Genomic DNA, 26,460 nt, shown 5'->3' with positions numbered 1-26,460 from the left:
TTTAAGGCGTTACGCGGTAAAACTGGCCGAGTGCCTCACGTTGTTCTTCCCATTTTTCAGAGTTTGCCGGCCAATGCTTTTTGTCAAAACCCGGTGCCTTTTTTAAAGTGTCTTTATCCAGATCAAGCACGTAATAGTCTTTGGGGCTGGTCCAATGCAGCGCTCTCCAGGGGATGGCAAACAGCTTGTCGCCCATACCCATGACACCGCCGAAGGAAACGACTGCATAGACCACTTGTCCCGTCGCCGGATCGATAACCAAGTCCTTGATGTCGCCGAGACCGTCACCCGTGGTGTTTTTCACTTTGGCACCGGTGATCTTGCTGGCTCGGCTGACCTGCTGCATCGACTTATTGGCTTCCTGTGCGCGCTCTACCGCGACTTCCTGGTTGGCTTGATTAAGTTCGGCTTGTTTTTCCTTGACCTCTTCTTGTTTCTTGCCGAGCTCCTGTTGCTTTTCATGAAGGTCTTTTTGTTTGTCTTTTACGTCATCGGCATAAAGCGGACCTGCCATTGCCGCACTCAGAACAGACACGGCTACTATAGGAATTAATTTTTTCATCTTGTTCTCCGGCGTTTTATAAGAATAGTGCTTCGCTAGTTTGAATCGGCACCTTCGCAGGTGCTGCAAACTCACCTCAACTTTATCGAACAGGGAAAACATTGTCGGTGCGCTGTCGAACAGACTGGTTTTAGACTGTGTACGCTGGCGTACCGACCCTATTCCAGTAACTTTGCCCGGATATACGTGCGCTAGCGTACTGAGTTTGCATGTTCTAAAGGCTAATCTGAGCTCGGTAATTTATTGCCGAGCTTTAAAACGAGGTATTCCAAACGCTGAATACAACGAAGCCTGAATTACTGTGCACTTCCATTCACAACCGGAGAACTGAAATGAGCCAACTGCCTAAATTTTCAAATTCACCCGAGAAGGCTTCGAATATCGTTGGCACTCAAATCCCCATCGCCACAAGCGATCGCCGGGGAAAAGCCGCGGTGTCTATGATTACTTCGGCCGTTCATCTTGCCGGGAATAGCCGTCACTAGGGTTCCAATTAGGAGTGATCATGACAACATTAGAGCAAACTGTTTTGGATACAACACCGGATACCACAGCTGCCGGGGTGTCCTGGGGATCGATTTTTGCCGGTGCAACCGCTGCGGCTGCGCTGTCCTTAATCCTGCTTATTTTAGGTGTGGGCTTGGGTTTTCCGGCGCTTTCGCCTTGGTCCCATCAGGGAATCAGCGCGTCAGCACTGGGTATATCGTCCATCCTCTGGCTTAGTTTCGCGCAGATCGCTGCATCGGGTGTGGGCGGCTATCTGGCCGGCCGCTTGCGTGTAAGGTGGGCCAGCGTGCACAGCGACGAAGTGTACTTCCGGGATACCGCTCACGGCCTATTGGCTTGGGCGATTGCTTCGTTGGTAACGGCGGTGCTATTGGGTACCGTGGCCGGCAATCTGCTGGCAATCGGCGCTTCGGCCAATGCTACAGCGATATTGACCGGCGCCGAACTAGCCGGGGTTCATGCGCCTCTCGGTCATCCTAATCCGCCGTCAAAAGGAGTAGACGAGCGTAAGCATAATGGCGATAGCGACTTAAGTTATTGGGTCGATAGTTTATTCCGGTCGGTGCAATCACCAACCGACATGCTGGAAAAAGACTATGGTTTGGTATGGCGGGAGGCGTCGCGAATTTTTGTTAACGGTCTGCGCTTGAATGGTTTGCCGGCGGAGGATCAAAAATATCTGGGCCAAGTCGTCGCCAAACAAACCGGATTGTCCGGAGCGGATGCCGAAAAGCGTGTGTTCAATGTCTTTGCCAAGGCACAGGCCGAGCTGGCCAAAACCGAGCAAAGCCTTAAACAGACTGCTGACGACGCACGAAAAGTGGCGGCTTACACTTCATTGTGGATGGTGGTGGCGCTGTTGTCGGGTGCGTTTGTGGCAAGTTTGGCTGCGACGTTCGGCGGCAGGCAACGTGATAGCGAGACCTATGTAGATAGAGGCCTTTAGCTGATGCTTGGCAAGCTAATCATAATATCGTTTAACTCAAAATCAGGAGACTAACCATGCGCTCGCTTTTACTGTTATTGCTGGGTGTACCCATTCCAATCATTATTTTGATTGCCTTACTGACCCATTTTTGACCGAAAAGAAACCGCGTTGTTTGGCAACGCGGCCGTCTTGGTGCCAATTTGCGCTAAGCGACGATGCAGCGATAGTGCTGCGTAGTCAATTAACGACCGCGCAACAAGCTGCCCAGCAGAAAACCCACTGATGCCGCAATGCCCATCGCTGTCATCGGGTTATCCCGGACATAGCGGCGGCTGTTTTTCATCAGTTTTTTTTCGGCATCCATCAACTCGTCCCGCGTCTCCGCAAGTGTCTCCGCAGTATTGGCGGCAACATCGGCGAGCTTATCGTAAGTTTCATGTGCGTAATTTGAGGCTTTGTCTAGGGTGTCCATCAGCGTTTCCTATTGCAGAGAGCCTTATGTCAATCAGGCTTGAGCTTCGAATATACCGCTTCGCACCACAGCGGTCTGTTCGACCGCGTACATATTGCCGGTTTATAGCAACGCTAAACGTGAGTAACAGAAATGGCGATATCAACTATGACTAATACCTTAAAAAACTTCCCCATCGTTTGCGTTGGTGGCTCGGCGGGCGGGTTGGATGCCTATAGTCGGCTATTGCAAAATCTCCCGTCCGACATGGGTGCTGCCATTGTCATCGTCAATCACATCACCATTATGCCGACCCAGCTCCATGAAGTTCTGCCGCGCTACACCAAGATGCCGGTCGAATTAATCACGGAAAGATTGCAAATCACCGCTAACCGCGTGTTCATCATTCCGGCAAACCGGGATTTACATGTCGTTGCCGGCGAGTTCCGTTTATTGCCAATCTCAAAGCCGCGCGGCTGGTCTGATGTGATTACGGTTTTTCTGCGGTCTTTGACACTACATTGGGACGGCAAACTGATTGCGGTGATTGTCTCCGGTTTCGACGGCGATGGCGCCGCCGCGCTATGCGGCATCAAAGAAGTAGGCGGTATCACTATTGCGTAGAAGCTTGATACGGCGATTCAGCCGGATATGCCGGAGAGTGCCATCGCCAGCGGCTGTATCGATTTTGTGTTGTCGCCGGAAAATATTGCTAAAGAAATTGTCCGAATCGCCGGCGCTGTCGTAAGTGATTGCGTAGTTTAGGATTCAAAAGATAAGTTGTTTAGCGCTACCTAATTTATACCTTTCGCACTTCAAATTTCAGCACATCTGCCCCCTCGCCGGAGAGGGTGAGGGGGAAAGCGTAATTTGAAGTGCGATGCCTATATCCGTGTCGCCGACGCTAGTCGGTTTGGTTCATATCGAGCGATGACCTACGCGTTGTGGTTTGCGGTGTTTGTTATGCCAGCTGTAAAACCCTCTTTTGGCCAGTTCCACCACGAACAGATACGAAACTGCCATCGCTGCCAGAATGAGATAAAACTGAGCCGGCGGCGGCACGAAGCCGAAATAGTGGCCTAGCGGGGTAAACGGTAGGATGGCGCCTATCAGCGCAATCGAGAGGGAAGTGGCGACCAATACCGGGTGGGCCCGGCTTTTAAAAGGGTTGCCGCGGGTGCGGATGATGAAAATCACCAGCACCTGGGTGCATAGCGACTCCACAAACCAACCGGTTTGGAATAGTGCTTCGTCGGCTTTCAATACCGTTAACAAGATGTAAAAGGTCAAAAAATCGAACGCCGAACTGATCGGGCCGATGACCAGCATGAAATTGCGGATAAAATTCATATCCAATATACGCGGTTTGCGCAGCTCTTCCGGATCGACCTGGTCTAGCGGAATCGGCACTTCGGACACGTCGTACAGAATGTTGTTCAGCAAAATCTGCGTCGGCAGCATGGGCAAGAAGGGTAGGAATAATGCCGCGCCGGCCATACTGAACATATTGCCGAAGTTGGAACTGGTGCCCATCATGATGTATTTTAAAATATTGCCGAAAGTGCGCCGGCCTTCCAGCACGCCGTCGTGTAGCACTTGTAAATCCTGATCCAGCAAAATCATATCGGCCGCTTCCTTGGCCACGTCTACCGCCGAATCCACCGATAAGCCGACATCCGCCGAATGCAACGACGGCGCATCGTTGATACCGTCGCCTAAGTAACCGACTACATGGCCGCGGGCTTTTAGCGCCAGGATGACACGGTCTTTTTGAGCCGGATTGACCCGACAAAACAGATTGGCTTTTTCGACGCGGATGCGTAAAGCGTGATCGTCCATGGCGGCTATGTCTTTGCCCATCAGTACGCCAAGCACCGGAATATTCAATTGCGCGCAGACGTGCTGGGTCACCAAATCGCTGTCGCCGGTAACGATCTTGACGGTCACACCACTGTCTTTTAATGCCGCCAATGCCGCGCCGGCGCTTTGTTTGGGGGGATCGAGAAAGCCGGCAAACCCGGCAAAGATCAGCTCGCTTTCATCGCCGACCACCGCGTGCGGATGATCCAGCGGCACTTCTCGCCAGGCGATGCCCAACACGCGAAAGCCTTCCCGTTCCAACGCATTATGTTGTTCGTGGATTCTGGCGCGACTGGCCGGATCGAGCGGTAGTTGCGCGTCGCTGCCTTGCTGTTCGTAGCGGGTGCAGAGGGTGATGATTTCTTCGGACGCACCTTTCACGACCAGCAAGCGGCCGTTGCCTTTGTCCAGCAGCACCGATACCCGCCGCCTTTCAAAATCAAACGGCACTTCGTCGATCTTTTGCCAGGCACTGACGTCGATGTTTTCGTGCGCCAGAATCGCTTCATCCAGTGGGCTTTTCAGGCCAGTTTCAAAGAAGCTATTCAGAAAAGCCAGCTCCAGCACCCGTTCACTGGCTTGGCCTTGCGGATCGACGTGCTGTTCCAGTTTGATCTTGGCCTCGGTTAAGGTGCCGGTTTTATCGGTACATAACACATCCATCGAACCCAGGTTCTGAATCGCCGCCAGGCGTTTGACGATTACTCGTTTTTCGGCCATGTGCATTGCCCCACGTGAAAGCGTGACCGAAACCACCATTGGTAACAGTTCGGGCGTCAAACCGACGGCCAGCGCCACGGCAAATAAAAACGACTCCAACCAGGGTTTGCCCAAATAGGCGTTGACCAATAACACGAACAAGACCAGTAACACGGTTAGGCGCATGATCAACAAGCCAAAGCGGTGTGTACCGACCTCAAACGCGGTTGCCGGCGGTTTGCTGGTCAGACTATCGGCGATGGCGCCGATAGCGGTGGCTCTGCCGGTTTTAATCACACGCATTTTGCCGCTGCCGCTGATCACGGTGGTGCCCATGAACACGGCGTTGCTGGCATCCTGCAAGTCTGAGGCATCGGGTGGCAGCTCGCCCGGATGTTTCTCGATAGGGTAGGCTTCGCCTGTCAGCAATGCCTGTTTCACGAACAGGTCGCAGGCTTCGATCAACAAGCCATCTGCCGGTACCATATCGCCAGCCGAGAGCAGAGCGACATCGCCCGGCACTACTTCGGTCACAGGCACATCGATAGGCTTGCCGTCGCGCATCACTCTAGCTTTCACCGAAACGGAATGCCGCAAACTTTCCGCGGCCTTGCCAGCCCGGTGTTCCTGGACAAAATCCAGTGTGACACTGAACAGCACCATGATGCTAATGATTACAAAATTGGTCAGTTCGCCGGTGAACGCGGAAATCGCGCTGGCGACCAATAATAAAATCACCAGCGGATTCTTGAAGCGCGCCAGAAATTGCAGTAGCAAGGCCTGTTGCTGATGATCGCGGAATAGATTGGGACCGCACTCGGCCAATTTTGCACTGGCTTCGGCACTCGATAAACCACCCATGTCGTTAGCGCGCGCGGTGCGCATTTGCGAAGGTGATTGCAGCCACCAACTTTCGGTATCGGCTTTAACTTTGTCGTTAGATTTTTTCATAGGCTGCTCGATAGTTGGCTCGGTTAAAAGGATCGATAAATATCAAAGACAATTCTTTCTGCCCCTGCGGGGCAAAGCTTTAAGTTAGGCTTTGGTATTGTGAATTCCCCTCTTTGAAAAAGAGGGGTTAGGGGAGATTTTTCTGAATAAATCCCCCACCTTCCCCATTTTTCAAAGGGGGAAGGTGCCTTAATTTAAAGCCATTGATCGTCCGGGAATCTTTACTGGTTCTTTCGGTGTAAATAAGCAATTGGCGGTGACGGCAAATCAAGTCCCGGCCCGCTGCCGCAAATGCTCAGGCAAATGATTGCGGTCGCCCAGCACTTCCAGCATCGGCCCGTATTCAGTGAACTTGATAATGCTGACTGAAGCGGCCAGTGCATTGATGCGGTCGCGATAACGGCCCAAGTCAATGCCTAGCAAACTGCACAACAAGATACGGATCGTGGCTTTGTGCGATACCAGCAATACATTGCCGGTTTTGTATTTCGATTCGATTTCCGTGATGACCGGCAAGGCCCGCGCAGCGATTTGTATTGCCGTTTCACCGCCAGTGGGTGGATTCCAGGCCGGATCAGTTTGCCAACGGATATAGTCCTGCCCATAGTGCTGATTCACGTAGTCCTGCTCCTGGTTCTCCCAGGCACCGTAGCTAATTTCCTTCAAGCCATCACGAAATTGCATAGTCAGACTCAATGCATCGCACAAGGGCTGCGCGGTTGCAATGGCGCGTTGCATCGGGCTGACGAAGACAGCGCTCCAGGTAAGCGAGCGGTAGGCGGCGGCAAATGCTTGCGCCATCGCCTTGCCCTCAGGAGTCAAATCCGGGTCCAGCGATCCGCAAAACGCGCCGCGTTGGCTGTATGCGGTTTCGCCGTGGCGCAGCAAATAGATCTTCAAGCTCATAGTCGCCTCAATACGGCCAATGCCACTGATCGTCTTCCGGCCGGTCTATGCCGTGCTCGTAGGCGTGGTTGCGGCAGTCGATTTGCCGGTCGCGCAGCTTTTCTTTGACGTGCGCGCCGGACACTTGCAAAGCCGGGATGCGATCTATCGCATCGATTGCCAGACTGAAACGGTCGGTCTCATTTTGAATCGCCAGTTCCAGCGGGGTGTTGATGCTGCCTTTTTCCTTATAGCCGCGCACATGCATATTGGCGTGATTGTGACGCCGATAGGCCAGACGATGAATCAGCCACGGATAACCGTGGAAATTAAATATCACCGGTTTATTAACGGTAAACAGGCTATCGAAATCCCGATCCGACAGACCGTGCGGATGCTCGCCGGCAGGTACCAGTTTGTAGAGATCAACCACATTGATGAAACGAATCTTCAGTTGCGGAAAGTGCTCGCGTAGCAACACCACCGCCGCCAAGGCTTCTTTGGTGGGAATGTCGCCGGCGCTGACCATCACCAGATCCGGTTCGGCGCCATCGTCGTTGCTGGCCCATTCCCAGATACCGATGCCCTTGGTGCAATGTTTGATTGCTGCGTCCATGTCCAGATACTGCAAATGCTTTTGTTTGTCGCACACAATCACATTGATGTAGTCGGTGCTTTCCAGGCAATGGTTGGCCACAGACAACAGACAGTTCACATCGGGCGGCAAATAGATGCGCGTCACAGAGGGGCTTTTGTTGACCACCAAATCCAGAAATCCGGGATCTTGATGGGTAAAGCCGTTGTGATCTTGCCGCCAGACCGTCGAGGTAATCAACAAATTCAACGAGGACACCGGCGCGCGCCAGGACACGGCTTTGGACATGGCTAGCCATTTGGCGTGTTGATTGAACATCGAATCGATGACATGCACAAAGGCTTCATAGGACGAGAAAAAGCCATGCCGGCCGGTCAATAAATAGCCTTCCAGCCAGCCTTCCAGGGTATGTTCCGAGAGCATTTCCATCACCCGGCCATCCGTCGCCAGTTCACCGCCGTCGGCATCTTCCGGCAGGTAATCAGCCAGCCAGGTTTTTTTGCTGGCTTTGTAAACATCATCCAACTTGTTAGAGCTATTTTCGTCGGGGCCAAAGACGCGGAAGTTATGCATATTGGCGCTCATGATGTCGCGCAGAAACTTACCCAGCGGTCGGGTGTTTTCCGCCGACACTTTGCCGGGGCCATCCAAGGCCAAGGCATAATCTTGAAAATCCGGCATCCGTAGAGCTTTGCGCAACAGGCCGCCGTTGGCGTGCGGATTGGCGCTCATCCTGCGGTTACCGGTTGGCGCTAGGGCTTTAAGCTCTGGAATCAGTTTGCCGTTACTATCGAACAGTTCTTCCGGTTTGTAACTGTGCAGCCAGTCCGACAATAGTTGCATATGCGCCGGATTGTCTTTTACCCCGGCCAGTGGCACTTGATGGGAACGCCAGAACGCCTCGACTTTATGCCCATCCACTTCTTTCGGTCCGGTCCAGCCTTTCGGGCTGCGAAAGATGATCACCGGCCAGAGCGGGCGGGTAGGGACGCAGCTAATGCGAGCTTCCTGTTGGATCCGTCGAATCTCCAGCACACACGTTTCCATCACCCCGGCCATCAATTGATGCATGGTGTCCGGATCGCTGCCTTCCACGAAATACGGCGTGTGGCCGTAGCCGCGAAATAATTGCTCCAGTTCTTCATGGGAAATTCGCGACAGCAAAGTCGGGTTGTTGATCTTATAACCGTTCAGATGCAGGATGGGCAGCACCGCGCCATCGCGGATCGGATTCAGGAATTTGTTGGAATGCCAGGAGGTAGCCAGTGGCCCGGTCTCGGCTTCGCCGTCGCCAACCGCCACTGCTACCAACAAATCCGGATTGTCGTAAGCGGCGCCGTAAGCGTGGGAAATACTGTAGCCCAGCTCGCCACCTTCGTGTATCGACCCCGGTGTCTCCGGGGTGCAATGGCTGCCGATGCCGCCTGGAAAGGAAAATTCTTTAAAAAACTGCAACAAACCTTCTTCGTCCTCGCCTTTGTTGGGGTAAATCTCCGCATAAGTCCCTTCCAGATACACCGGTGCCAATACGCCGGGTGCGCCGTGGCCGGGGCCCGCCAGGAAAATCGCATTCAGATCATATTTTTTGATCAGCCGGTTCAGATGGATGTATATAAAACTCAAGCCGGGACTGGAACCCCAGTGGCCGAGCAGCCGGTTTTTAATATGTTCCGGTTTCAGTGGTTCTTTTAACAAGGGGTTATCGCGCAAGTAAATCATCCCGGCAGCCAAATAATTACAGGCTCGCCAGTAAGCGTTAATGTTCTTAAGTTCTTCGTTGTTTAGTGGAGATGTTGTCTGCGGTGTTGATGTTTCGGGTGATGTCATTAGTAAACTCCAATAAAAATTTAAATAAAATAGCTACCTGTTAAGCCCCGAGGGTTTTATTCCCGTTATTCCGCCCCGAGCATCGCAGCTTTTGGCGAGAATGGCCCGCAGGGGAGCGGCAGGGATGCCGCTCGTTTTCGGAGGGGCTGGGAAGCCCCTTCCGAAAACCCTCGCCAAAAGCGAGAAGCGCAGGATTAAGGTGGAATGTCGGGTGGCCTTTTCTTTGGATACTTTCTTTTGGCCAATCAAAAGAAAGTATCTCGGCTGTCGGGCCGAGACCCGACTTTAAAACTAGCCGTCGCGCTAGCGACACCAAATCCCTCAAACCATCGAACTAATAGTGTTACGAAACCGATTCAAAGCCAGCGCAAAGAACACTCCACCAATCCCAATCAAAGCCAAAAAATCAGCCCAAACAATACTTAACCCGGCCCCTCGATACAAAATAGCCTGCGCCAATGACACGAAATGGGTGGTCGGGGCTGCGAGCATGATGTTTTGCACCAGCACCGGCATACTTTCGCGGGGTGTCATGCCACCGGACAGCATTTGCAAAGGTAGCAAGATGATCAGCATCAATAATCCTAATTGAGGCATTGAACGCGCCAAGGTTCCCAAATAGATGCCTAAGGAAGTGGTGGCAAATAGATGCAGCAACATGCCCAAAATAAATAAGCTCAGCGAGCCTTGAATCGGTACCTCCAGTAAGCCATGCACCACAAAAATGATAGAGGTGGTCGCTACCACTACCACGACTAAACCCATCGACCAAACCTTGGCGGACATGATTTCAAATGGTGTCAGCGGCATCACCAGCAAATGCTCGATCGTGCCATGCTCGCGCTCGCGGATCAGTGCCGCGCCGGTCAAAATTATGGACAGAGTGGTGATGCTGTTGACCACTTCCATTAGTGAGCCGAACCACACCGAGCTTAAATTGGGATTGAAGCGGGTTCTGATCTCCAACTCTACGGGTAAGGTCACGATGGCCCGATGACCTTGGGCAAAGGCGTTGACTTCACCGTTTAAAATGGTCTGGATATAGGTATTGCCGATGAAGGCCTGCGAGATGCGTGTCGCGTCGATATTCAATTGCAGCGCCGGCTGCCGGCCGGCCAACATGTCGCGTTGGAAATGCGAGGGAATATCCAGAACAAAACTATATAAACCAACGTCCATGCCATGATCGGTTTGGTATTGATCGATAATCACCGGCGTTAAAAAGTAGGGTTCGTAAAAGGCGTTGATGATGCGGGTGGATAGTGGCGAACGATCTTCGTCGACGATGGCGATTGGCGCTTTGTGCAAGGATTGGGGCACGCCGGTGGCGATCAGATAAACTTGGCCGGTGAAGGAGAATAGGATCATTACCAGCATCATGGTGTCGCGGCTGAGGCTGCGGAGTTCTTTGATGCCTAGGTAGTAGATGTTGAGTAGGGTTTCCATTTGTTACTCAATATTCCAAGGCGGCTTGGTATAGGTGTCGCTGTCGCGACGGCTGTTTATATGTCGGTGCTCGGACCGACAGCCGAGTGACTTTTCTTTGTTTGGCCAAAGAAAAGTCACCAAAAGAAAGGCCACCCGGATTCCGCCTTAATCCTGCGCTTCTCGCTTTTGGCGAGGGTTTTCGGAAGGGGCTTCCCAGCCCCTCCGAAAACGAGCGGCATCCCTGCCGCTCCCCTGCGGGCCTTGTTCGCCAAAAGCTGCGATGCTCGGGGCGGAATAACGGGAGACAAACCACATCCCTTGATATCAGTCGTGAATATTTATTAAAAGTCATCAACGTTCCTGTTTTTTCAACAGCAGCACGCTCAGTCCGACGATAATCGGGATTGCCAGCGCCAGTGGCCATAGCGATGGGCCGAGTTCGGCGAAACCCAGGGCTTTGGAAAATGTGCCGCGGCATATGGTCAGGAAGTAGGCGCCGGGGAAGGTTTCGCCCATCAGCCGGGCGCCGCCTTCCAGCGAAGACACCGGATCTATCATCCCGGAAAAGCGGGTGGAGGGGATAAAGGTGGTCAGAAAGGTGGCGAAGATGGCCGCGATTTGGCTGTTGGTGAAGGTGGAAATCAGCAGGCCTATGCCGGTCGAGGCCGTGACATAAAGCAGGGCGGCGACTGTCAAAGTCAGAAAATTGCCTTTGAAAGGCACGCCAAATACAAAGATTGCCAGGATAGACAGCAGTAAAAAATTCAGCATACCGACTGCGATGTAGGGCAACTGCTTGCCGACCAGAAACTCAAATTTGGTCACTGGGGTGACATATAAATTTAATATTGATCCCAGTTCTTTTTCGCGGACCACACTAAGAGCGCTAAGCATGGCCGGGATCAGCATCAACAAAATGGGTATCACCGCCGGCACCATGGCCGGCAAGCTTTTGACGTCGGCGTTGTATCGAAAGCGGGTTTCTATTTTCATCAAGCCGGCGGGCTGCCGGGTGGTGCTGCGGCTGCGGGCCATTTCCATTAGCCAGCCCTGGTGCATGGCTTGCACATAGCCGATGACGTTTTCGGCACGGGTCGGCATGGCGCCGTCTATCCAGGCGCCGATCTTGACTTGATCGCCACGCTCCAAATCTCTGGCAAAGTTGGGCGGTATTTCCAATGCCAAACTCAGTTCGCCGCTGCGCATGCGTTGATCGAGTTCGGCGTAATCGGCCAGTGGCGGCCTGGGCAGAAAATAACGTGAGCCACCCAAATCCAGCGCGTAATTGTTACTCAGCGTGGTTTGGTCGCGGTCCAGTACCGCAAAGCGCAAGTCCTCCACATCCATGGTAATGCCGTAACCGAAGGTAAACATCAGAAACAAGGTACCGACCAAAGCAATCGAAGCGCGGATCGGGTCGCGGCGTAGCTCCAAAGCTTCGCGCAGCGTGTAACTGTAAAGACGGGTCAAACTAAAGCCGGCGCCGGCTTGCTCGGCTTGGGTTTGCGGGGACACCACCACCGCTGCTTCGGTAGATGCTTCGGCGTCTGCCTCGCTACCGCTAGCTTTTTGCAAATAGCCGATAAAGGCTTCCTCAAGCGTTGCGTGACCGCTATCTTTCACCAAGGCCGCAGGCGTATCGCTGGCCAGCACCTTGCCAGCGTGCATCAGCGAGATGCGGTCGCAACGCTCGGCTTCGTTCATGAAGTGGGTGGAAATAAAAATAGTGACCTGGTCGTGGCGCGACAGTTCTATCATCATTTCCCAGAAGCGGTCGCGCTCGATAGGATCGACACCGGAAGTCGGCTCATCGAGAATTAACAGATCCGGTCGGTGGATCATCGCTACCGCCAACGACAGGCGTTGCCTAATGCCGAGCGGCAGTGCATCGGGCAAGGTATCCAAAACCGCATCGAGCTGGAAGCGCTGAGCCATTTCGGCAACCCGGCCAGGGATTTCCGTGGCCGGCAGATGAAAAAGCTTGGCGTGCAGTTCCAGGTTTTGCCTGACCGTCAGTTCGGAATACAGTGAGAAGGCTTGCGACATATAACCCACCCGTTTGCGAGTGGCCAGATTGCCGGCGTCGACCACCTGTCCGAACAATAAAGCCGTTCCTGAGCTTGGTTGCAACAAGCCGGTGAGCATTTTCATAGTGGTGGATTTGCCGCAGCCGTTGGAGCCCAGAAATCCAAAAATCTCGCCGCGGGCGATGCGCAGGCTGACATTGTCCACCGCCAGAAATTCGCCAAAGCGCATGCTTAAATCATGTGCTTCGATAGCGATATCCTCGCCACTGCTTTGCCTTGGCGGAATCACGATGGCATGGTGGCCGCGGCGTTTGGCTTCCGGTAGCAATAAGATAAAGGCTTCTTCCAAACTATCGGCTTTTGCTTGCGCACGCAGTTCGGCGGCGGTGCCGGTTGCCAGTATCTTGCCGGCATCCATCGCCACCAGCCAATCAAAGCGCTCGGCTTCGTCCATGTACGCCGTAGAAACCAGCACGCTCATCCCAGCGCGGCGCTGACGCAGGCGGGCGATCAGCTCCCAAAATTGGGCGCGCGACAGCGGATCGACGCCGGTGGTAGGTTCGTCCAGCACCAACAGGTCAGGGTCGTGGATCAAGGCGCAGCACAAACCCAGTTTTTGTTTCATGCCGCCGGACAATTGCCCGGCAGGGCGGTCGCGGAAGGTTTCCAGGTTGGTGCTCTTCAGTAATTCGGCGATGCGTTGCTCGCGCTCGGCTTGCTGTTGACCAAACAGCCGGCCAAAGAAATCGACGTTTTCGAACACCGATAACGTTAGGTAAAGATTTTTGCCCAGCCCTTGCGGCATATAAGCAATGCGCGGACACACGGCGCGGCGATGGCTGGCATCGGCCATGTCACCGCCCAACACCTCGATCTTGCCTTGTTGTATTCTCCGTGCGCCGGTCAGCAAGGACATCAGGCTGGACTTGCCGACGCCGTCTGGGCCGATCAAGCCCAGCATTTGATTGGCCGGCAAATCCAGATTCAGATTATCCAATGCCAACTGTTCGCCGTAGCGCAAACTTAGGTTGTGTATGCTCACCACTGGTTTGGCTGCGACTGAGGTATTCATTGCGGTAGTTTGATAGCCAGATTGGCCGGCCACTCTGCTTTCGAGTCTATCTTCACATAGGCCACGCCGGGCACACCGGTTTTGACTTGATTGAGATGGCGTTTCAGCAATTCCGTATCGAGTCTGGCGCGCACCCGAAACATCAACTTCAGGCGTTCGGTTTCGGTTTCCACCGTTTTGGGGGTGAACTGGGCGACACTAGCGACAAAACTGGCTGTGGCCGGAATCACCAAGTCCGGCACTGCATCCAGCACCAGTCGGATCTCACTCCCTAAGGCGACCTTGCCGGCCGCTTCGGTAGGCAGGAAAAAAGTCATATATACGTCGGCGAGATCGACCATGTTCAACACCCGGCCACCGGCCGCCAACACTTCGCCGGGCTCGGCGACCCGGTATTGGATGCGACCGTCACGCGGCGCTTTCAATACGCTGTCTTCAATATCGGCTTGTAAACGACTAACGGTCGCCTGGGCGGCTTCGATTAGGGTTTGTGAAGCTACCGCCTGCGATTTCGCCGCTTCGATACCGGCACCCGCCGCGGCGACCTGAGCTTGCGCGGCATTGATCGCCGCCTGCATACCCAGCACTCTAGCCTGATCGTCATCGACTTCCTGTTGCGGCGTTGCACCTTCGCCGACCAGGCGTTGCGAACGTTTTAAGCGTTTGTTGGCGGCATCGAATTCGGCTTGGCGTTGCGCCACCACCGCAAGCGCGGCGTTGCGTTCGCTTTGGCGCTGCACGATGACTGCCTTGGCGGTGATTCGGGCGCTTTCAGCGTGGCGAACTTGGGCTTGTGCTTCAGTTTGCTGCGCTTGTAATACTTGGGTGTCCATCCGCGCCAGCACCATGCCGGATGCTACAAAATCGCCTTCATGCGGCAAAATCTCGATAATCCTGCCAGCGGTTTTGGTGGCAATGTCAATCTCGGTGGCTTCGATGCGGCCATTGCCGGTGACAATGGCTTCCGGCAGCGGGGCAGGGCGCAACCACCACCAAACCAGAATCGCTACGGCTAGCAATGCCAGGCCCGGCAAGATGAACTTGCGTATTGAGCGAGCCGGTTTCGTCGGCGGTGCAGTTGCGGTTTCCGGTTTGGCCGGTTCCTTTACGCTAGCCATTATTGATCCTCGGAAAGCTGCGATTGCACGGTGCTAATATCCGGGCCGCCGCCCAGGGCTTTATACACCGCAATCAGATGGGTGGAAGTGTCTGCTTCGGAGCGGGCCAGTTCGATTTCGGCGGCATACAGGCTGCGTTGCGAGTCCAGCACATCCAAGAACGAGATGACGCCTTCCTGATAGCGTAGTTGCGACAGCCTCAGCGATTCGCGCAAGTCCAGCGTGGAGCTGGCTAGTAACTGTCGGCGCTGCTCTTCATTTAAATATCTACTCAACACGGTTTCGGTTTCGCGCAGCGCTTCAAGCACGGTTTTTTCGTAGGTCAGAAAAGCTTCCTGTTGCCGCGCGTCGGCCAGATCGATGCCGGCGCGGACCCTGCCAAAATTGAGTAAAGGTTGCAGTAGATTGGCGGCGGTGCCATAGGAGAAAGCCGCCGATTTGAATAAGGATTCCAAGTCCGTGCTGCGCAGGCCAAGAAAGGCGGACAAGGAAATTTTCGGAAACAGTTCAGCGACAGCCGCGCCTTGCAGTGCAGTGGCGGCGGCCAGCTTGCGCTCGGCGATTTGCAAATCCGGCCGGTTGCGTAGCGTTGCTGCCGGTGAGGTCAACAGGTCTATGCCCGCTGCCTGCGGTACCGCGCCCAACTCGCTTAACTCAAGCGCCAGAGTGCCGGGATGCGCGCCAATCAGCAGTTCCAGTTGCCGCAGCAAGCCGGTCAGTTTGGCTTGCAAGGCCGGAATTTGCGCCATCGTGGTTTCGGTCAGCGCGCGGGCGCGTACCACTTCATGGCGAGCAACCACGCCTTCGTTGAACAGTTTTTCGGTGAGTGACAGCGTGGCTTGCTGGGTTTGTAGATTAGAAGTGGTGATGCGTAGTTGGTTCTGGGTGCTGCGGTATTCGACGTAACCGCGGGCCAGCTCCGCGCTCAGTGTGACCAGCGTTTGCCGGTAGCCGGCGTTTGCACCATCAAGCTCGGCCAAAGCCGCTTCCAGACGCCGTTGTTGGCGGCCGAATAAGTCGATTTCCCATAGCGCGTCGAAACCCAGTTCGAACATGTTGTAACGAAGTCCTGGCGCCAAGGCCGGTAATGGGTTGTCCTGGCGTTGCGCACCGGCCTTAATATTTACGGTGGGGAATAACTCTGCTTGCGTGCCGCGTCGTTCGGCTCGGGCCTGATCGATTCGGGTCAGGGCGATTTTTAGATCCAGATTGCCGGCCAAGGCTTTGGCCATCAATGCATTCAAGGACACATCGTTAAAGCGCAGCCACCAGTTTTGCAAGGGCTTGGGGTCTGATGTTGTTATGGCCGGCTTGCTGCTTTCAGCCTGCCAACTAACCGGAACATCCGTTGTCGGTTCACGGTAATCCGGGCCAACGGTACAACCGCCAGCAGCGATCAAGATGATTATCCATGCCGGCTTATGCGGCATTGGGCTCTTGAAACCGATGAGCTAGACGCTGCCTGAATAACTCAGATTTAGTACGTTCCATGGCACGGTCCTGTATGAATCTTACCCAAGCAGCGTAATGGTTGAGGTAAGTCAGGTCTGTGCGTTAGCGTACTTAACTTGACCCATTTTTTGTTGAACCAATGTGTGGCAGATATGTTCGATAGCGTACAGACGATGGATTTTTTTAAGCCTAGAGTCTGGCATAGAGTTTGCCGCCGCCTTACAACGCTCTGCGGGGGTAATCGATTCCCCAGAGCGCGGATATATTTTTCACTAAGAGGTAAGTAGTCATGAACACGACAATTACAAACGAAAAACCCACCGAAGATTTCGCAGCGTTGAAAAAACTGACTGCAACAGTCTATCTATGCCAAGTATTAACCTTTGCCTTTGCCGGCTTACCGCTATTAGTCGGCGTAGCGATTAATTTTTTCTACCGCAACAATGTCAAAGGCACTTGGCTGGAATCGCATTTTAATTGGCAGATCAAAACCGTCTGGGTGACGTTGGCAGGCTTTGCCTTGTCCGGTCTAGTGTTGATGCTGGACATACAACTTAGCTTGATTGTGTTGCTTCCGACCTTACTGTTGCTGATCTACAGAATCGTCATTGGCTGGACAAATTTGACTGCCGAGAAGTCTTTGCAAGATCTGAGTTAAACCATCGCAGACTCGCTTGGCCAACGTCGTCAACATCGGCGCTGGCTAAGCCCCGCTTCATCAAGTCCCTAAAATACGCTCGTAAGTGTCCCGCTCGGTTCGATAGCATTCGCAAGCAGCGCCTTCCAGGCCGCCACGATCCAGAACCGTAATATCCCCGCGCCGATAGCTGATCAACTTTTGTTCCTGCAAGGACAGCGCGGCTTTGGTGATGCCGACTCGCCGTACACCCAAGATATAGGCCAGGAAAATATGCGTGACATGGAATGTGTCGGCGTGCGCGCGGTCATGCGTCATCAGCAACCAACGCGCCAGACGCGCTTCCACCAGATGAAAGCGGTTGCAGGCCGCGGTTTGCGCCAATTGACTCATGGATACATATAAGTAGCGTTTTAACTCCAGCTGTAAGGGCCTGCTACGTTCCAGTTCCTGTAAAAACAAAGGTACGCTTATACGCAATGCCGAACCTGCGCCTTGCACCAGCGCTTGAAATGGCGCGATATCGACACCCAATGTCAGGGTGATGCCCAAAATACCTTCGTCCCCGATTAAGCCCACTTCCAGACCGGTATCGCCATCGACCGGCGTTACCAGGGAAATAAAACTATCGATTGGAAAATACACATGCGGAATCTTGGTGCCAGCTAGATAGAGCACTTCCGCAAAGCTTAGATCGACCGGTTCGCAGTGGGCAAGCAAGTGCTGGCGGTCACTATCCGGTAGGGCATTCAAGAGGCGATTGGCCGCGGGAACAGCGGGTATGGACGACACTAGCGTTCTCCGGCGGTGTGTTGAGGTAGCCCGACAGAAGATAACAGATGCGAACAGATGTAAATCGCTATGCCGGTGCTGGTCAGCGGCTTTACGCCAGCTGTTTGGGGGGCAGGTTAGCGGTTCGGGAATTGCTTGTCTGTATGTTAGCGCACTTACTTACAACTAACTAAGCAGGTTCCGGTTCATAAGATTAGTTTTGATTTGTTCCGGCGTATGTGCCCCAGCGTACAGACTTCAGCAAGGCGCTGCCGTAATCTAGTGCCAGCTTAGGTGGAATCACCCAGCAGCCGGGATGTAGACATTCAGTAATAGTTCGGTCGTCGCGGTTTTAGAGCAGGATGCCAGCTCTTGAGCAGCTTTTATTTAAGCGAGCGATAGTGGTTATTTTGCACCTTTATAGAATATATACACCGGGTAAATTTATGAAAATTAGACACTTTTTAATGGCATTGCTGTTATCTTTCGGATCATTGGCCGCGCATGCCGCCGGTAGTCCGTTGAACGAAAGCTTTACCAATCTGCTCGCTCTATCCAACAACGCCTTGGAAGTAGGCAAGACCGGCGATACCAAAGCCTTTATAGAGAGCGCTACGGTCGCTTGGGAGGCAATGAAAGTTCAAAATGAAAAGGGTAGCTCCATTCGTCTGCAACGGGCTAACGCCAAATTAAAAGCGGCGATAAAAGCCGCTAAAGCCGGCAACTTGCAAGAAGGTATTGCCGAGGTTGAACAAGGCATTGAAGAAATGAAATTGGCAAAGGTTAACGGGCAGTAATAAGTACGCTATCCGTTAAAGAACAGTTTAATGTTTTAGTACATCTACAAAGCCGGTCATCACCGGCTTTTTTTGTGGCTGGTGCTCAACGATATGGATTCACCGTTTTGGCTTGGGGAGGCTTTGTCATGCCGATGAAGGGGAAGAAACTAAGCGGGGGAAGATGCGGATTGGTGCTACTATTCAACTGTTGGTCACAAACACGAAGACCCGCAACTTAAAGCAATATATGTAATGCCCATCTCGTTATGAATCCCGCCGACTTACGCCGCTATGCCGAGCAAAAGCTCGCCGCTCGTCCGCTGAAAAGCAAAAAATCGCCAATCGACGAACAGCGCTTGCTGCATGAGTTGCTGGTGCATCAGATTGAACTGGAAACAGTCATCGAAAATTTACGCCACACGCAAGACGAGTTGGCGGTATCACAGGCGCGTTATTTCGATTTATACGATTTGGCGCCGGTAGGCTATTTGACCGTCAGTGCGCAAGACATCATCCTGGAAGCCAATCTTACCGCCACTCAATTACTGGGCGTGCCGCGCCATGCTTTGCATTCCCAAGTCCTAAGCCGCTACATCGCCTTTGCCGACCAGGACATTTATTATCTGCACCGCAAAGCGCTAATCGAAAGCAAGCAAGCGCAGACCTGTGAGCTTAATTTTGTGAAGGCGGACGGCGACGATTTCTGCGTCAGACTGGAAATGAATCTGGCGATTGCCGCAGATGGCGAGCAGATTCTGCGGATTGTAATCAGCGACGTTAGTCGGGAAAAAACCAAAGACCAATTTTTACGCCAGGCGGCGGCCATGTTCGAAACCGCCCGTGAAGGCGTGATGGTTACCGATGCCGATATGCGGATTTTGGTGGTTAATCGGGCTTTTAGCGAATTAACCGGCTATTCGGCGGATGAAGTGTTAGGAAAAACGCCGAAAACCCTGAAGTCCGGCCGGCAGGACCAAGCCTTTTACGTGGATATGTGGGGGCAGATTAACGACAGCGGTTATTGGCAAGGCGAAATTTGGAATCGGCGCAAGGATGGCGAGATTTATCCGCAAATGCTCAGCATCAGCGCGGTACGCGACGAAAATAATCGGGTGACGCATTACGTTGGGGTGTTTTCCGATATTTCCCAGCTCAAGGATGCAGTCGCCCGCCTGGAGTTTTTGGCTCACCACGATCCTCTAACCAGTTTGCCTAATCGTTTGTTATTGTTTGCGCGCCTGGAACATTGCATAGGCTTGTCGCGCCGCGAACGGAAAGCGGCGGCCTTGTTGATGCTCGATCTGGATCGATTTAAAGACGTTAACGACAGCTTCGGCCATTTGGCCGGCGACGAATTGCTGCAACAAGTGGCGGCAAAATTAAGCAGCCGGCTGCGCGGCATCGACACCGTGACCCGTCTGGGCGGCGACGAATTTGCCATATTGCTGGAAGATTTGGCGCATCCGCAGGATGCGGCGCTGGTAGCCGCCGAGATTATCGAATCGCTCAACGAACCGTGGCGTTTGTCCAACGGTTCCGAAGTGCGGGTTGGTGTCAGCATAGGCATCAGTTTACTGCCGGAACATGGCAACAGCTCCGAAGAGCTTTTGCAACACGCGGACGCGGCTTTATATCGCGCCAAAGCGGAAGGGCGCGGTAATTTTAAATATTTCTCGGAAGACCTGACCCAAGCGGCCTTGCGCCGTATCAATTTGGAGTCGTTATTGCGGCGGGCGCTGCGTCGTCAAGAATTACTGGTTTATTATCAACCGCAAGTAGACATCAGCACGGGCCGCATTATCGGCGCGGAAGCCTTGTTGCGCTGGCATCATGCGGAGGAGGGCGTGATACCGCCCAGCCAGTTCATCCCGGTGGCCGAGGAAATCGGCCTGATAGCCGAGATCGGTGAATGGGTGTTAAAGGAAGTATGTAGGCAAGGTAGGCGTTGGCTGGATGCTGGGTTAGCGCCGATCAAACTGGCGGTCAATCTGTCGCCGCATCAGCTACGGCATGGCGACATAGCCGCCAGTATTGCTGCGATACTCAGCCAAACCGGCTTTCCGCCCGAGCTGTTAGAGTTGGAATTAACCGAAAGCGCGTTGATGGAGAGGGAAACGGAGGTGGTGTTGGTCCTCTGTAAGCTACAGGCCTTGGGTGTGCGGCTGGCCATCGACGATTTCGGCACCGGTTATTCTTCGCTGGCTTATCTCAAGCATTTTCCGTTAGACATTCTGAAAATCGATAAAACTTTTATCGACGACATTCCGCAGTTGGAAGACGACAAAGAAATCGCCTCGGCGATTATCGGTATGGGCCATACCTTGCGTTTGCAAGTGTTGGCGGAAGGCGTGGAAACCCAAGAACAACTGGATTTTCTGCAAGAACATGGCTGCGATTTTTATCAGGGCTATTTGAAAAGCCCGGCGCTGGCGGCTGCGGAGTTTTCTGCGTTGTTGCAGAGCCAACTTTGAGGTGTCCGTGGTAGGGCCGATTCATTCGGCCTATAAAGGCGGTTAGTGCGAATATCTTCGCACCTGCAAGCTCGCCTTGTCACAAGGCCATTAATTCATCATCGGGGGGGGGGGGGGGGGGAGAAGCCTATCCGACTCGGCTCTCACCACCTGGTAGCATTCGCAAACCCGCGCTTCCAAACCCGGCCTATCCAGCACCGTTATTTTCCCTCTGCTGTAATGGATCAATCCCGCATGTTGCAGTTTCCCGGCGGCCTCGGTAACGCCTTCGCGCCGTACGCCCAGCATGTTGGCGATCAATTCCTGGGTCATGGTCAATTCGTTCGACGGCAGCCGGTCCATGCTTAACAACAACCAACGACAGAGCTGTTGATCCACCGAATGGTGCCGATTGCACACCGCGGTTTGCGCCATCTGCGTGATCAGCGCCTGGGTATAACGCAGCAGCAAATGCAACATGCCTTCGTAGCGGTTGAATTCCTGCATCATTAGTTGCCCGCGCAAGCGATAGGCGTGGCCGGCGCTCTGCACCACGGCGCGGTTCGGCATGCTGCCGCCGCCCATGAACAAGGCTACGCCGATGATGCCGTCGTTGCCGACCACGGCGATTTCCGCCGATGCGCCGTTCTCCATCACATACAGCAAGGAGACGATACAGGTAGTGGGGAAGTAGACGTAACGCAGCTCGCCGCCGGATTCGTAAATTACTTCTCCCAACGGCATCTCCACGTGTTCCAGGTGCGGTAACAGTCGTTCGTATTCCGCTTCCGGTAACACTTTTAGCAAATGGTTGTATTGCGGGCTATCGAGATCGGTCATCTGCTGCCTAGGTAGTTATCGGACAAAATAGATTGGCTCCTGCAATCGGTGCTAGTGTAAACCTTAATTGTATTTAGAAATGAAATTCCTCTCTGTGCGCTAAGGAACAGAGCAATTGGGCTTTTTGTGCGCAGAGCGCAAACAGGCTTATGTGCGGTAACGTACAGACCGGAATTAACCAGGCTATTACCCTGTCTATCTACGAATCAGGCTAACGCGATATTTAACCTAAGCCTGCATCGCTCTTCACTTTACAGGGCCTCCATGACCATGTGTGCGACTCGCCGCAGCAACGTTCTTCAGTTGCGGCGGTTTTTTTTGAGCGGCTTTTTGCCAGATTGGATGCCGCGTGAAATGCCTACCTGCTCAGTGAAATCAGAGAACTAAATCATGCTAATAGAAAACTCGTCACTATCCGGTGCGGATGTCAGCCACGCGAATATGCCTGGCGGTGCTGAACCGGTAAATCCGGATGCCGGTATTGCATTAGCCAAGGCCGGCTTGCTGAGCTTACAAAACCCGGCCGGTTATTGGGTGTTCGAGCTGGAAGCCGATTGCACCATCCCCGCCGAATACATTCTGATGATGCATTACATGGCCGAGATCGACACGGCCTTGCAAGCTAAAATCGCCAACTTCCTGCGCAGCCAGGCCGGCGCGGACGGTAGTTATCCGCTGTACAAAGACGGCCCTGGCGACCTTAGTTGCACTATCAAAGCCTATTACGCGTTAAAAATGGCGGGCGATGGCATGGACGCGGCGCATATGATCAAAGCCCGCGAGTGGATATTGATGCACGGCGGCGCGGCGAAGGCCAATGTGTTTACCCGCATCATGCTGGCAATGTTTCAACAAATCCCCTGGCGCGGCGTGCCGTTTATTCCGGTGGAAATCATGCTGTTACCCAAATGGTTTCCGTTTCATATCGACAAAGTGTCGTATTGGTCGCGGACCGTGATGGTGCCGTTGTCCATTCTCTGTACCTATCAGGTCAAAGCGCGCAATCCGCACAAGATTGATATTGCCGAGTTGTTTCTAACGCCGGCAAACTTGGAAAACCATTATTTTTCCCATGTCAAAACGCCGCTAGGCAAAGCCATCTTAGTGCTGGATCGAATTGGCCGACTGTTGGAGCCATTGCTACCCGGCTTTATCCGCCGCAAGGCCACCGCCAAAGCTACGGATTGGTTCATGGCGCGGCTAAACGGCTACGATGGGCTGGGGGCGATATTTACCGCGATGGTCAATGCTTACGAGGCGATGGATTATCTGGGGATTCCGCCGGACAACGCCCAGCGGCAAATCGCCAGGGCGGCTATCGATAAATTGTTGGTGGTGAAAGATGATACGGCCTATTGCCAGCCCTGCGTGTCGCCGATCTGGGATACCGGTTTGGCGGTGCTGGCCTTGCAGGAGGCCGACAGTCACGAGCGCGATCCGCAGAGTCTAAAAGCCACGCAAGCGGCCTTGCGCTGGCTGGCGAGCAAGCAATTGAGCGATGAGCCGGGCGACTGGCGTGTACAACGCCCGAACTTGGCCGGCGGCGGTTGGGCTTTTCAATTCGGCAATAGTTATTATCCGGATGTGGACGATACCGCCGTGGTGGCGTATGCGATGCAGCAAGCCGAGATGCCGGAATTTACCGAGAATATCCGGCGCGCCGCACACTGGATTAGCGGCATGCAATCGCGCAATGGCGGCTATGGGGCTTTCGATGCCGACAATGATCATTATTATTTAAACCAAATTCCGTTTGCCGACCATGGTGCGCTGTTAGACCCGCCAACTGCCGATGTTAGTGCCCGTTGCATCATGCTGTTGGGTAAACTGGACATGCCGCAGTATCGCCCTGTTATCGACCGCTGCGTCGCTTATTTACGTGCCGAGCAGGAGGTCGAGGGTTCTTGGTTCGGGCGCTGGGGCACCAATTATATTTACGGCACCTGGTCGGTGTTGCTGGGATTTGCCGCAGCCGGCATTCCTGCGAGCGACGCCAGCGTGCGTCGGGCCGTGACTTGGTTGAAATCCAAGCAACGCGCCGATGGCGGCTGGGGCGAGGGCAATATCGGCTATCACGACCCCAGGATTCGCGGTGAATTCGAATGCAGTACCGCATTTCATACGGCATTAGCCGTCATGGCTTTGCTGGCCGCTGAGGAAACAGACTGCCTGGAAGTCAGCGACGGCGTGAATTATCTGCTGAGAAATCAACAGGCCGACGGCTTCTGGCACGACGACTGTTTTAACGCGCCGGGTTTTCCGAAGTTTTTTTATCTGAAATATCACGGTTACGACAAATTCTTTCCGTTGTGGGCTCTGGCTCGTTATCGCAACGCGCGGGCAAGCGGATAAAACCATTATGGCCTTTCCTCATGCAACCCGAACCAGCGCATTTGTCGCCGGCTTGTCGCTATCGGCACCGCTGACCTTGCTTGCCATCCTTAACACCAGCGGTTTACTGGGTGTTGGCATTGCCGACCCGCAAGTTGTGGCATTTTTTGTGATCTACGCGCTGCTGACTGGGTCGGTATTCGTGCTCGATGTGCGAAGCTTTGCGCCAAAACAACTGAAAACCCGGATTCCCTTGGTCTATTTTCCAACCGATCAGGCAGGTATGGACTTTCTAATATCGGTATTCGGAAGAATACTGATTTGGGTAGCGGGTGTGGTGGCTGGCGTGGGTATGCTGGTGCCGCTCTGGTACTTCCTGCAGAAGCAATAAAATAAAGTTTCAAAGGTTTCGATTACTCTCGGCGACTCGAAATCCTCGCAAGTTGCCAAAAGTCTGTTCCCTCTCCTGATGGAGAGGAGATTTAAATCAATAAAAGTAATCTTGTTTTGATTCCCCTCGCCCCAGCCGGAGCTTGGTGTTGATACTGCACGCTGAATAGCTTATTAAGGCTTTGCCGCGAGTTTGGCTTTGTCGATTTTCGTGCGGGATTTCTTGGTGGATTTAGTCTCGATCTTGACCTGTGCAGTGCCGTCTTTTTTCATATCCAGCTTGTTCGCCGCACTGCTGGAAAGGTCTATTGCTCTATCTTCCTTGGCCGCCGGGCCTCTATCGTTGATGGTCACTTCTACTTTTTTACCGTTATCCAGATTGGTCACGGTGGCTTTGGTTCCCATGGGCAAACTCGGGTGCGCGGCGGTGAGTTTTTTCTGATCGAAAGTCTCGCCGCTGGCCGTCTCCTGGCCGTGGAAGCCGGGTCCATACCACGATGCTTCGCCGACTTCCTTATGCTTAGTTTCCTTGGGAACGCCTGCTTGATCCGGCGACTGCTGTGGAGCTTGCTCGTTGGAGCGATCCGAGCGACAACCGGAGCTAGCCCATAATCCAATCAGTAATGCGCCTATAAATCCCGAAATTCTACGATGCGTTGCCATGCCCATTCTCCTGCTGTTTTATAGGCAAAACATGCGCCGAATCGACCGGCAAGTCTGTGCGCTAACGTACCTAGTTTTGCGCCCAACGTGCAGGATCGATAGTGCACAAATCGATTTGCTGACACGGCCAAGCAAATTCCGCCTATGTGTCTTTCCGTACATATTCGTGTATCAGGTAAGCGCATAATTTGAAGCTAATGAAACAGCCTGTTTTTAGACACCGGAGGAGGAAGCGGGATATGAGCGCCCATGAATTGCGAGCACAAGCGCGCCGGTCGGTGCAAACACGCCGATTACGCGACAGACGGCAGACTGACTATCCGTTTGGTTCACCGGAGTGGCTGGAGAATATCAAAAACGCTTATGTAGCTTGGCCGAAAGCCGACCGTCGCGACCATATGCGGCGCGCGGAGGACAGGCGTATGGCGGATAGACGACACACACAGGCGTCCGAACAGCAGCGCGCTGCCCAAAAATATTCCCGAGTGGTGTTAACCAGCGAAGAAAGAAGGCTAATTCAAAGCTTGTATTTGCCTGATACCCATCAGTAGGATGGTGTGCGGTTTGGCGGACCGAAGTCGATTCAGGATTTGCCTATCTCCGTTATAGAGACCAGCAACACCGATGCATCGCCAAGTTCTCGGTGTTGGCAATCAAGATGGGCGGTAAACCGCGTTCCATCGTGGCGCATCATCTCTAAATCCAGAGCCAGTCTCTCGGTCGTAACCAAATCCATCATGTTTCGGAACTGCAGAGACCAACGCTGATGATCTTCTACAGCCACAAATTTCGAGAACCGCAGCTTGAGTGATGATCCATGCGGGATACCCAGTAATGCGGCGCCCGTCAGGTTAATTTCATCGATTTGTTCTGCGGAATCGATAACGATATAGCCAATCGGGGCGAAGTCGTACAGATCTCGGTAGCGGTCTCGCGCTGAGGTCAAAGCAACATCTATTCTTTGCAACTCGTCGAATTGCATTTCCAGTTCGATCTTGTGCACCAACAATTCGTGCAGCAGCATTTCGGCCGGTTTAGCCCGAAGCTGCTCGGGCGATAAGTTTGCCACCATGGCTTCGGCTGCCTTTCTCAGCGACTTACGCCGCTCGATTCCATCCCATTTTTGGTCCATGCCTTGGTTCTCCAGGTCGAGGGGCCGACCAATTGTGTAGGTAGTCACCAAAAAAGGATGGCTGCGGTTTGCGCCGAGCTTAGTCGATTGGTATGAATGACGGCA

At 53.5% G+C, this 26,460-nt stretch carries 21 protein-coding genes; 8 read left to right on the top strand and 13 right to left on the bottom strand.

What is annotated here, in order from left to right; all coding sequences use genetic code 11:
* Nucleotide 1: 1 nt before the first annotated feature.
* Nucleotides 2-562 carry a PRC-barrel domain-containing protein gene (locus tag METH11B_RS0108265; protein ID WP_026601617.1) on the bottom strand — a complete coding sequence of 187 codons (561 nt, stop codon included), beginning with the start codon at nucleotides 560-562 and terminating at the stop codon, nucleotides 2-4.
* Nucleotides 563-1,067: 505 nt separating this feature from the next.
* Here METH11B_RS0108265 and METH11B_RS0108260 point away from each other — a divergent pair.
* Nucleotides 1,068-2,015 (top strand): hypothetical protein, encoded by a 948-nt coding sequence (locus METH11B_RS0108260; RefSeq protein ID WP_026601616.1) that lies wholly within the window; start codon nucleotides 1,068-1,070, stop codon nucleotides 2,013-2,015.
* A 223-nt stretch (nucleotides 2,016-2,238) separates the two neighbouring features.
* Here the strand turns inward: METH11B_RS0108260 and METH11B_RS0108255 are convergent, their stop codons facing one another.
* Nucleotides 2,239-2,469, bottom strand: a complete 231-nt coding sequence (locus METH11B_RS0108255; RefSeq protein WP_026601615.1) for a DUF883 family protein — start codon at nucleotides 2,467-2,469, stop codon at nucleotides 2,239-2,241.
* Nucleotides 2,470-2,616: 147 nt separating this feature from the next.
* Here METH11B_RS0108255 and METH11B_RS26465 point away from each other — a divergent pair, with 147 nt between their 5' ends.
* Entirely contained in the window at nucleotides 2,617-3,072 is a 456-nt protein-coding gene (locus METH11B_RS26465; RefSeq protein WP_026601614.1) for a chemotaxis protein CheB, read from the top strand.
* Nucleotides 3,073-3,366: 294 nt separating this feature from the next.
* Here METH11B_RS26465 and mgtA read toward each other — a convergent pair whose 3' ends face one another.
* The 7 genes from mgtA to METH11B_RS0108200 form a co-directional block, all read right to left on the bottom strand.
* Entirely contained in the window at nucleotides 3,367-5,958 is a 2,592-nt protein-coding gene (gene mgtA / locus METH11B_RS0108240; protein ID WP_026601613.1) for a magnesium-translocating P-type ATPase, read from the bottom strand.
* A 267-nt stretch (nucleotides 5,959-6,225) separates the two neighbouring features.
* Nucleotides 6,226-6,864 carry a histidine phosphatase family protein gene (locus tag METH11B_RS0108235; RefSeq protein WP_026601612.1) on the bottom strand — a complete coding sequence of 213 codons (639 nt, stop codon included), beginning with the start codon at nucleotides 6,862-6,864 and terminating at the stop codon, nucleotides 6,226-6,228.
* 7 nt (nucleotides 6,865-6,871) lie between these two features.
* On the bottom strand, nucleotides 6,872-9,265 hold the full coding sequence (locus METH11B_RS0108230) for a phosphoketolase family protein (RefSeq protein WP_036275715.1): 2,394 nt from the start codon (nucleotides 9,263-9,265) through the stop codon (nucleotides 6,872-6,874).
* 321 nt (nucleotides 9,266-9,586) lie between these two features.
* Nucleotides 9,587-10,711: an ABC transporter permease gene (locus METH11B_RS0108220; RefSeq protein WP_026601609.1), complete on the bottom strand. Its 1,125-nt coding sequence runs from the start codon at nucleotides 10,709-10,711 to the stop codon at nucleotides 9,587-9,589.
* 333 nt (nucleotides 10,712-11,044) lie between these two features.
* Entirely contained in the window at nucleotides 11,045-13,792 is a 2,748-nt protein-coding gene (gene rbbA / locus METH11B_RS0108210; RefSeq protein WP_026601608.1) for a ribosome-associated ATPase/putative transporter RbbA, read from the bottom strand.
* Nucleotides 13,789-14,910, bottom strand: coding sequence for an HlyD family secretion protein (locus tag METH11B_RS0108205; RefSeq protein WP_026601607.1), 1,122 nt, complete (start codon nucleotides 14,908-14,910; stop codon nucleotides 13,789-13,791). Before METH11B_RS0108205 ends, rbbA begins: the two co-directional genes overlap by 4 nt.
* On the bottom strand, nucleotides 14,910-16,340 hold the full coding sequence (locus METH11B_RS0108200; protein WP_026601606.1) for an efflux transporter outer membrane subunit: 1,431 nt from the start codon (nucleotides 16,338-16,340) through the stop codon (nucleotides 14,910-14,912). The genes METH11B_RS0108205 and METH11B_RS0108200 overlap by 1 nt, the downstream gene beginning before the upstream one ends.
* A gap of 311 nt (nucleotides 16,341-16,651) precedes the next feature.
* Here METH11B_RS0108200 and METH11B_RS0108195 point away from each other — a divergent pair, with 311 nt between their 5' ends.
* On the top strand, nucleotides 16,652-17,020 hold the full coding sequence (locus METH11B_RS0108195) for a DUF4870 family protein (protein ID WP_020485193.1): 369 nt from the start codon (nucleotides 16,652-16,654) through the stop codon (nucleotides 17,018-17,020).
* Nucleotides 17,021-17,080: 60 nt separating this feature from the next.
* On the opposite strand, the gene METH11B_RS0108190 is transcribed toward METH11B_RS0108195, so the two are convergent.
* Complete coding sequence (locus METH11B_RS0108190) at nucleotides 17,081-17,791, bottom strand: Crp/Fnr family transcriptional regulator (protein WP_026601605.1); 711 nt, start codon at nucleotides 17,789-17,791, stop codon at nucleotides 17,081-17,083.
* A 425-nt stretch (nucleotides 17,792-18,216) separates the two neighbouring features.
* On the opposite strand from METH11B_RS0108190, the gene METH11B_RS0108185 reads away from it, so the two are divergent.
* Complete coding sequence (locus METH11B_RS0108185) at nucleotides 18,217-18,567, top strand: hypothetical protein (RefSeq protein ID WP_020485195.1); 351 nt, start codon at nucleotides 18,217-18,219, stop codon at nucleotides 18,565-18,567.
* 248 nt (nucleotides 18,568-18,815) lie between these two features.
* Nucleotides 18,816-21,020, top strand: coding sequence for a putative bifunctional diguanylate cyclase/phosphodiesterase (locus METH11B_RS0108180; protein ID WP_026601604.1), 2,205 nt, complete (start codon nucleotides 18,816-18,818; stop codon nucleotides 21,018-21,020).
* A gap of 90 nt (nucleotides 21,021-21,110) precedes the next feature.
* Here the strand turns inward: METH11B_RS0108180 and METH11B_RS0108175 are convergent, their stop codons facing one another.
* Nucleotides 21,111-21,839, bottom strand: a complete 729-nt coding sequence (locus METH11B_RS0108175; RefSeq protein WP_026601603.1) for a Crp/Fnr family transcriptional regulator — start codon at nucleotides 21,837-21,839, stop codon at nucleotides 21,111-21,113.
* 390 nt (nucleotides 21,840-22,229) lie between these two features.
* On the opposite strand from METH11B_RS0108175, the gene shc reads away from it, so the two are divergent.
* Together shc and METH11B_RS0108165 are read left to right on the top strand one after the other, a co-directional pair.
* On the top strand, nucleotides 22,230-24,191 hold the full coding sequence (shc, locus tag METH11B_RS0108170; RefSeq protein WP_026601602.1) for a squalene--hopene cyclase: 1,962 nt from the start codon (nucleotides 22,230-22,232) through the stop codon (nucleotides 24,189-24,191).
* Between the two features lie 7 nt (nucleotides 24,192-24,198).
* A complete protein-coding gene (locus METH11B_RS0108165; protein WP_026601601.1) occupies nucleotides 24,199-24,561 on the top strand; it encodes a hypothetical protein in 363 nt (120 codons plus the stop codon).
* 173 nt (nucleotides 24,562-24,734) lie between these two features.
* Here the strand turns inward: METH11B_RS0108165 and METH11B_RS0108160 are convergent, their stop codons facing one another.
* Complete coding sequence (locus tag METH11B_RS0108160) at nucleotides 24,735-25,223, bottom strand: septal ring lytic transglycosylase RlpA family protein (RefSeq protein WP_026601600.1); 489 nt, start codon at nucleotides 25,221-25,223, stop codon at nucleotides 24,735-24,737.
* Nucleotides 25,224-25,462: 239 nt separating this feature from the next.
* Here METH11B_RS0108160 and METH11B_RS0108155 point away from each other — a divergent pair, with 239 nt between their 5' ends.
* Nucleotides 25,463-25,774, top strand: coding sequence for a hypothetical protein (locus METH11B_RS0108155; protein ID WP_026601599.1), 312 nt, complete (start codon nucleotides 25,463-25,465; stop codon nucleotides 25,772-25,774).
* Nucleotides 25,775-25,806: 32 nt separating this feature from the next.
* Here the strand turns inward: METH11B_RS0108155 and METH11B_RS0108150 are convergent, their stop codons facing one another.
* Entirely contained in the window at nucleotides 25,807-26,355 is a 549-nt protein-coding gene (locus METH11B_RS0108150; RefSeq protein WP_026601598.1) for a PAS domain-containing protein, read from the bottom strand.
* Nucleotides 26,356-26,460 lie beyond the last annotated feature (105 nt).

It is taken from the genome of Methylomonas sp. 11b, assembly GCF_000515215.1.
In the GTDB taxonomy this organism is placed as follows: Bacteria; Pseudomonadota; Gammaproteobacteria; order Methylococcales; family Methylomonadaceae; genus Methylomonas.
Note: the sequence above shows the minus strand (reverse complement) of the source record. Positions and strands in the feature narration are given on the sequence as shown.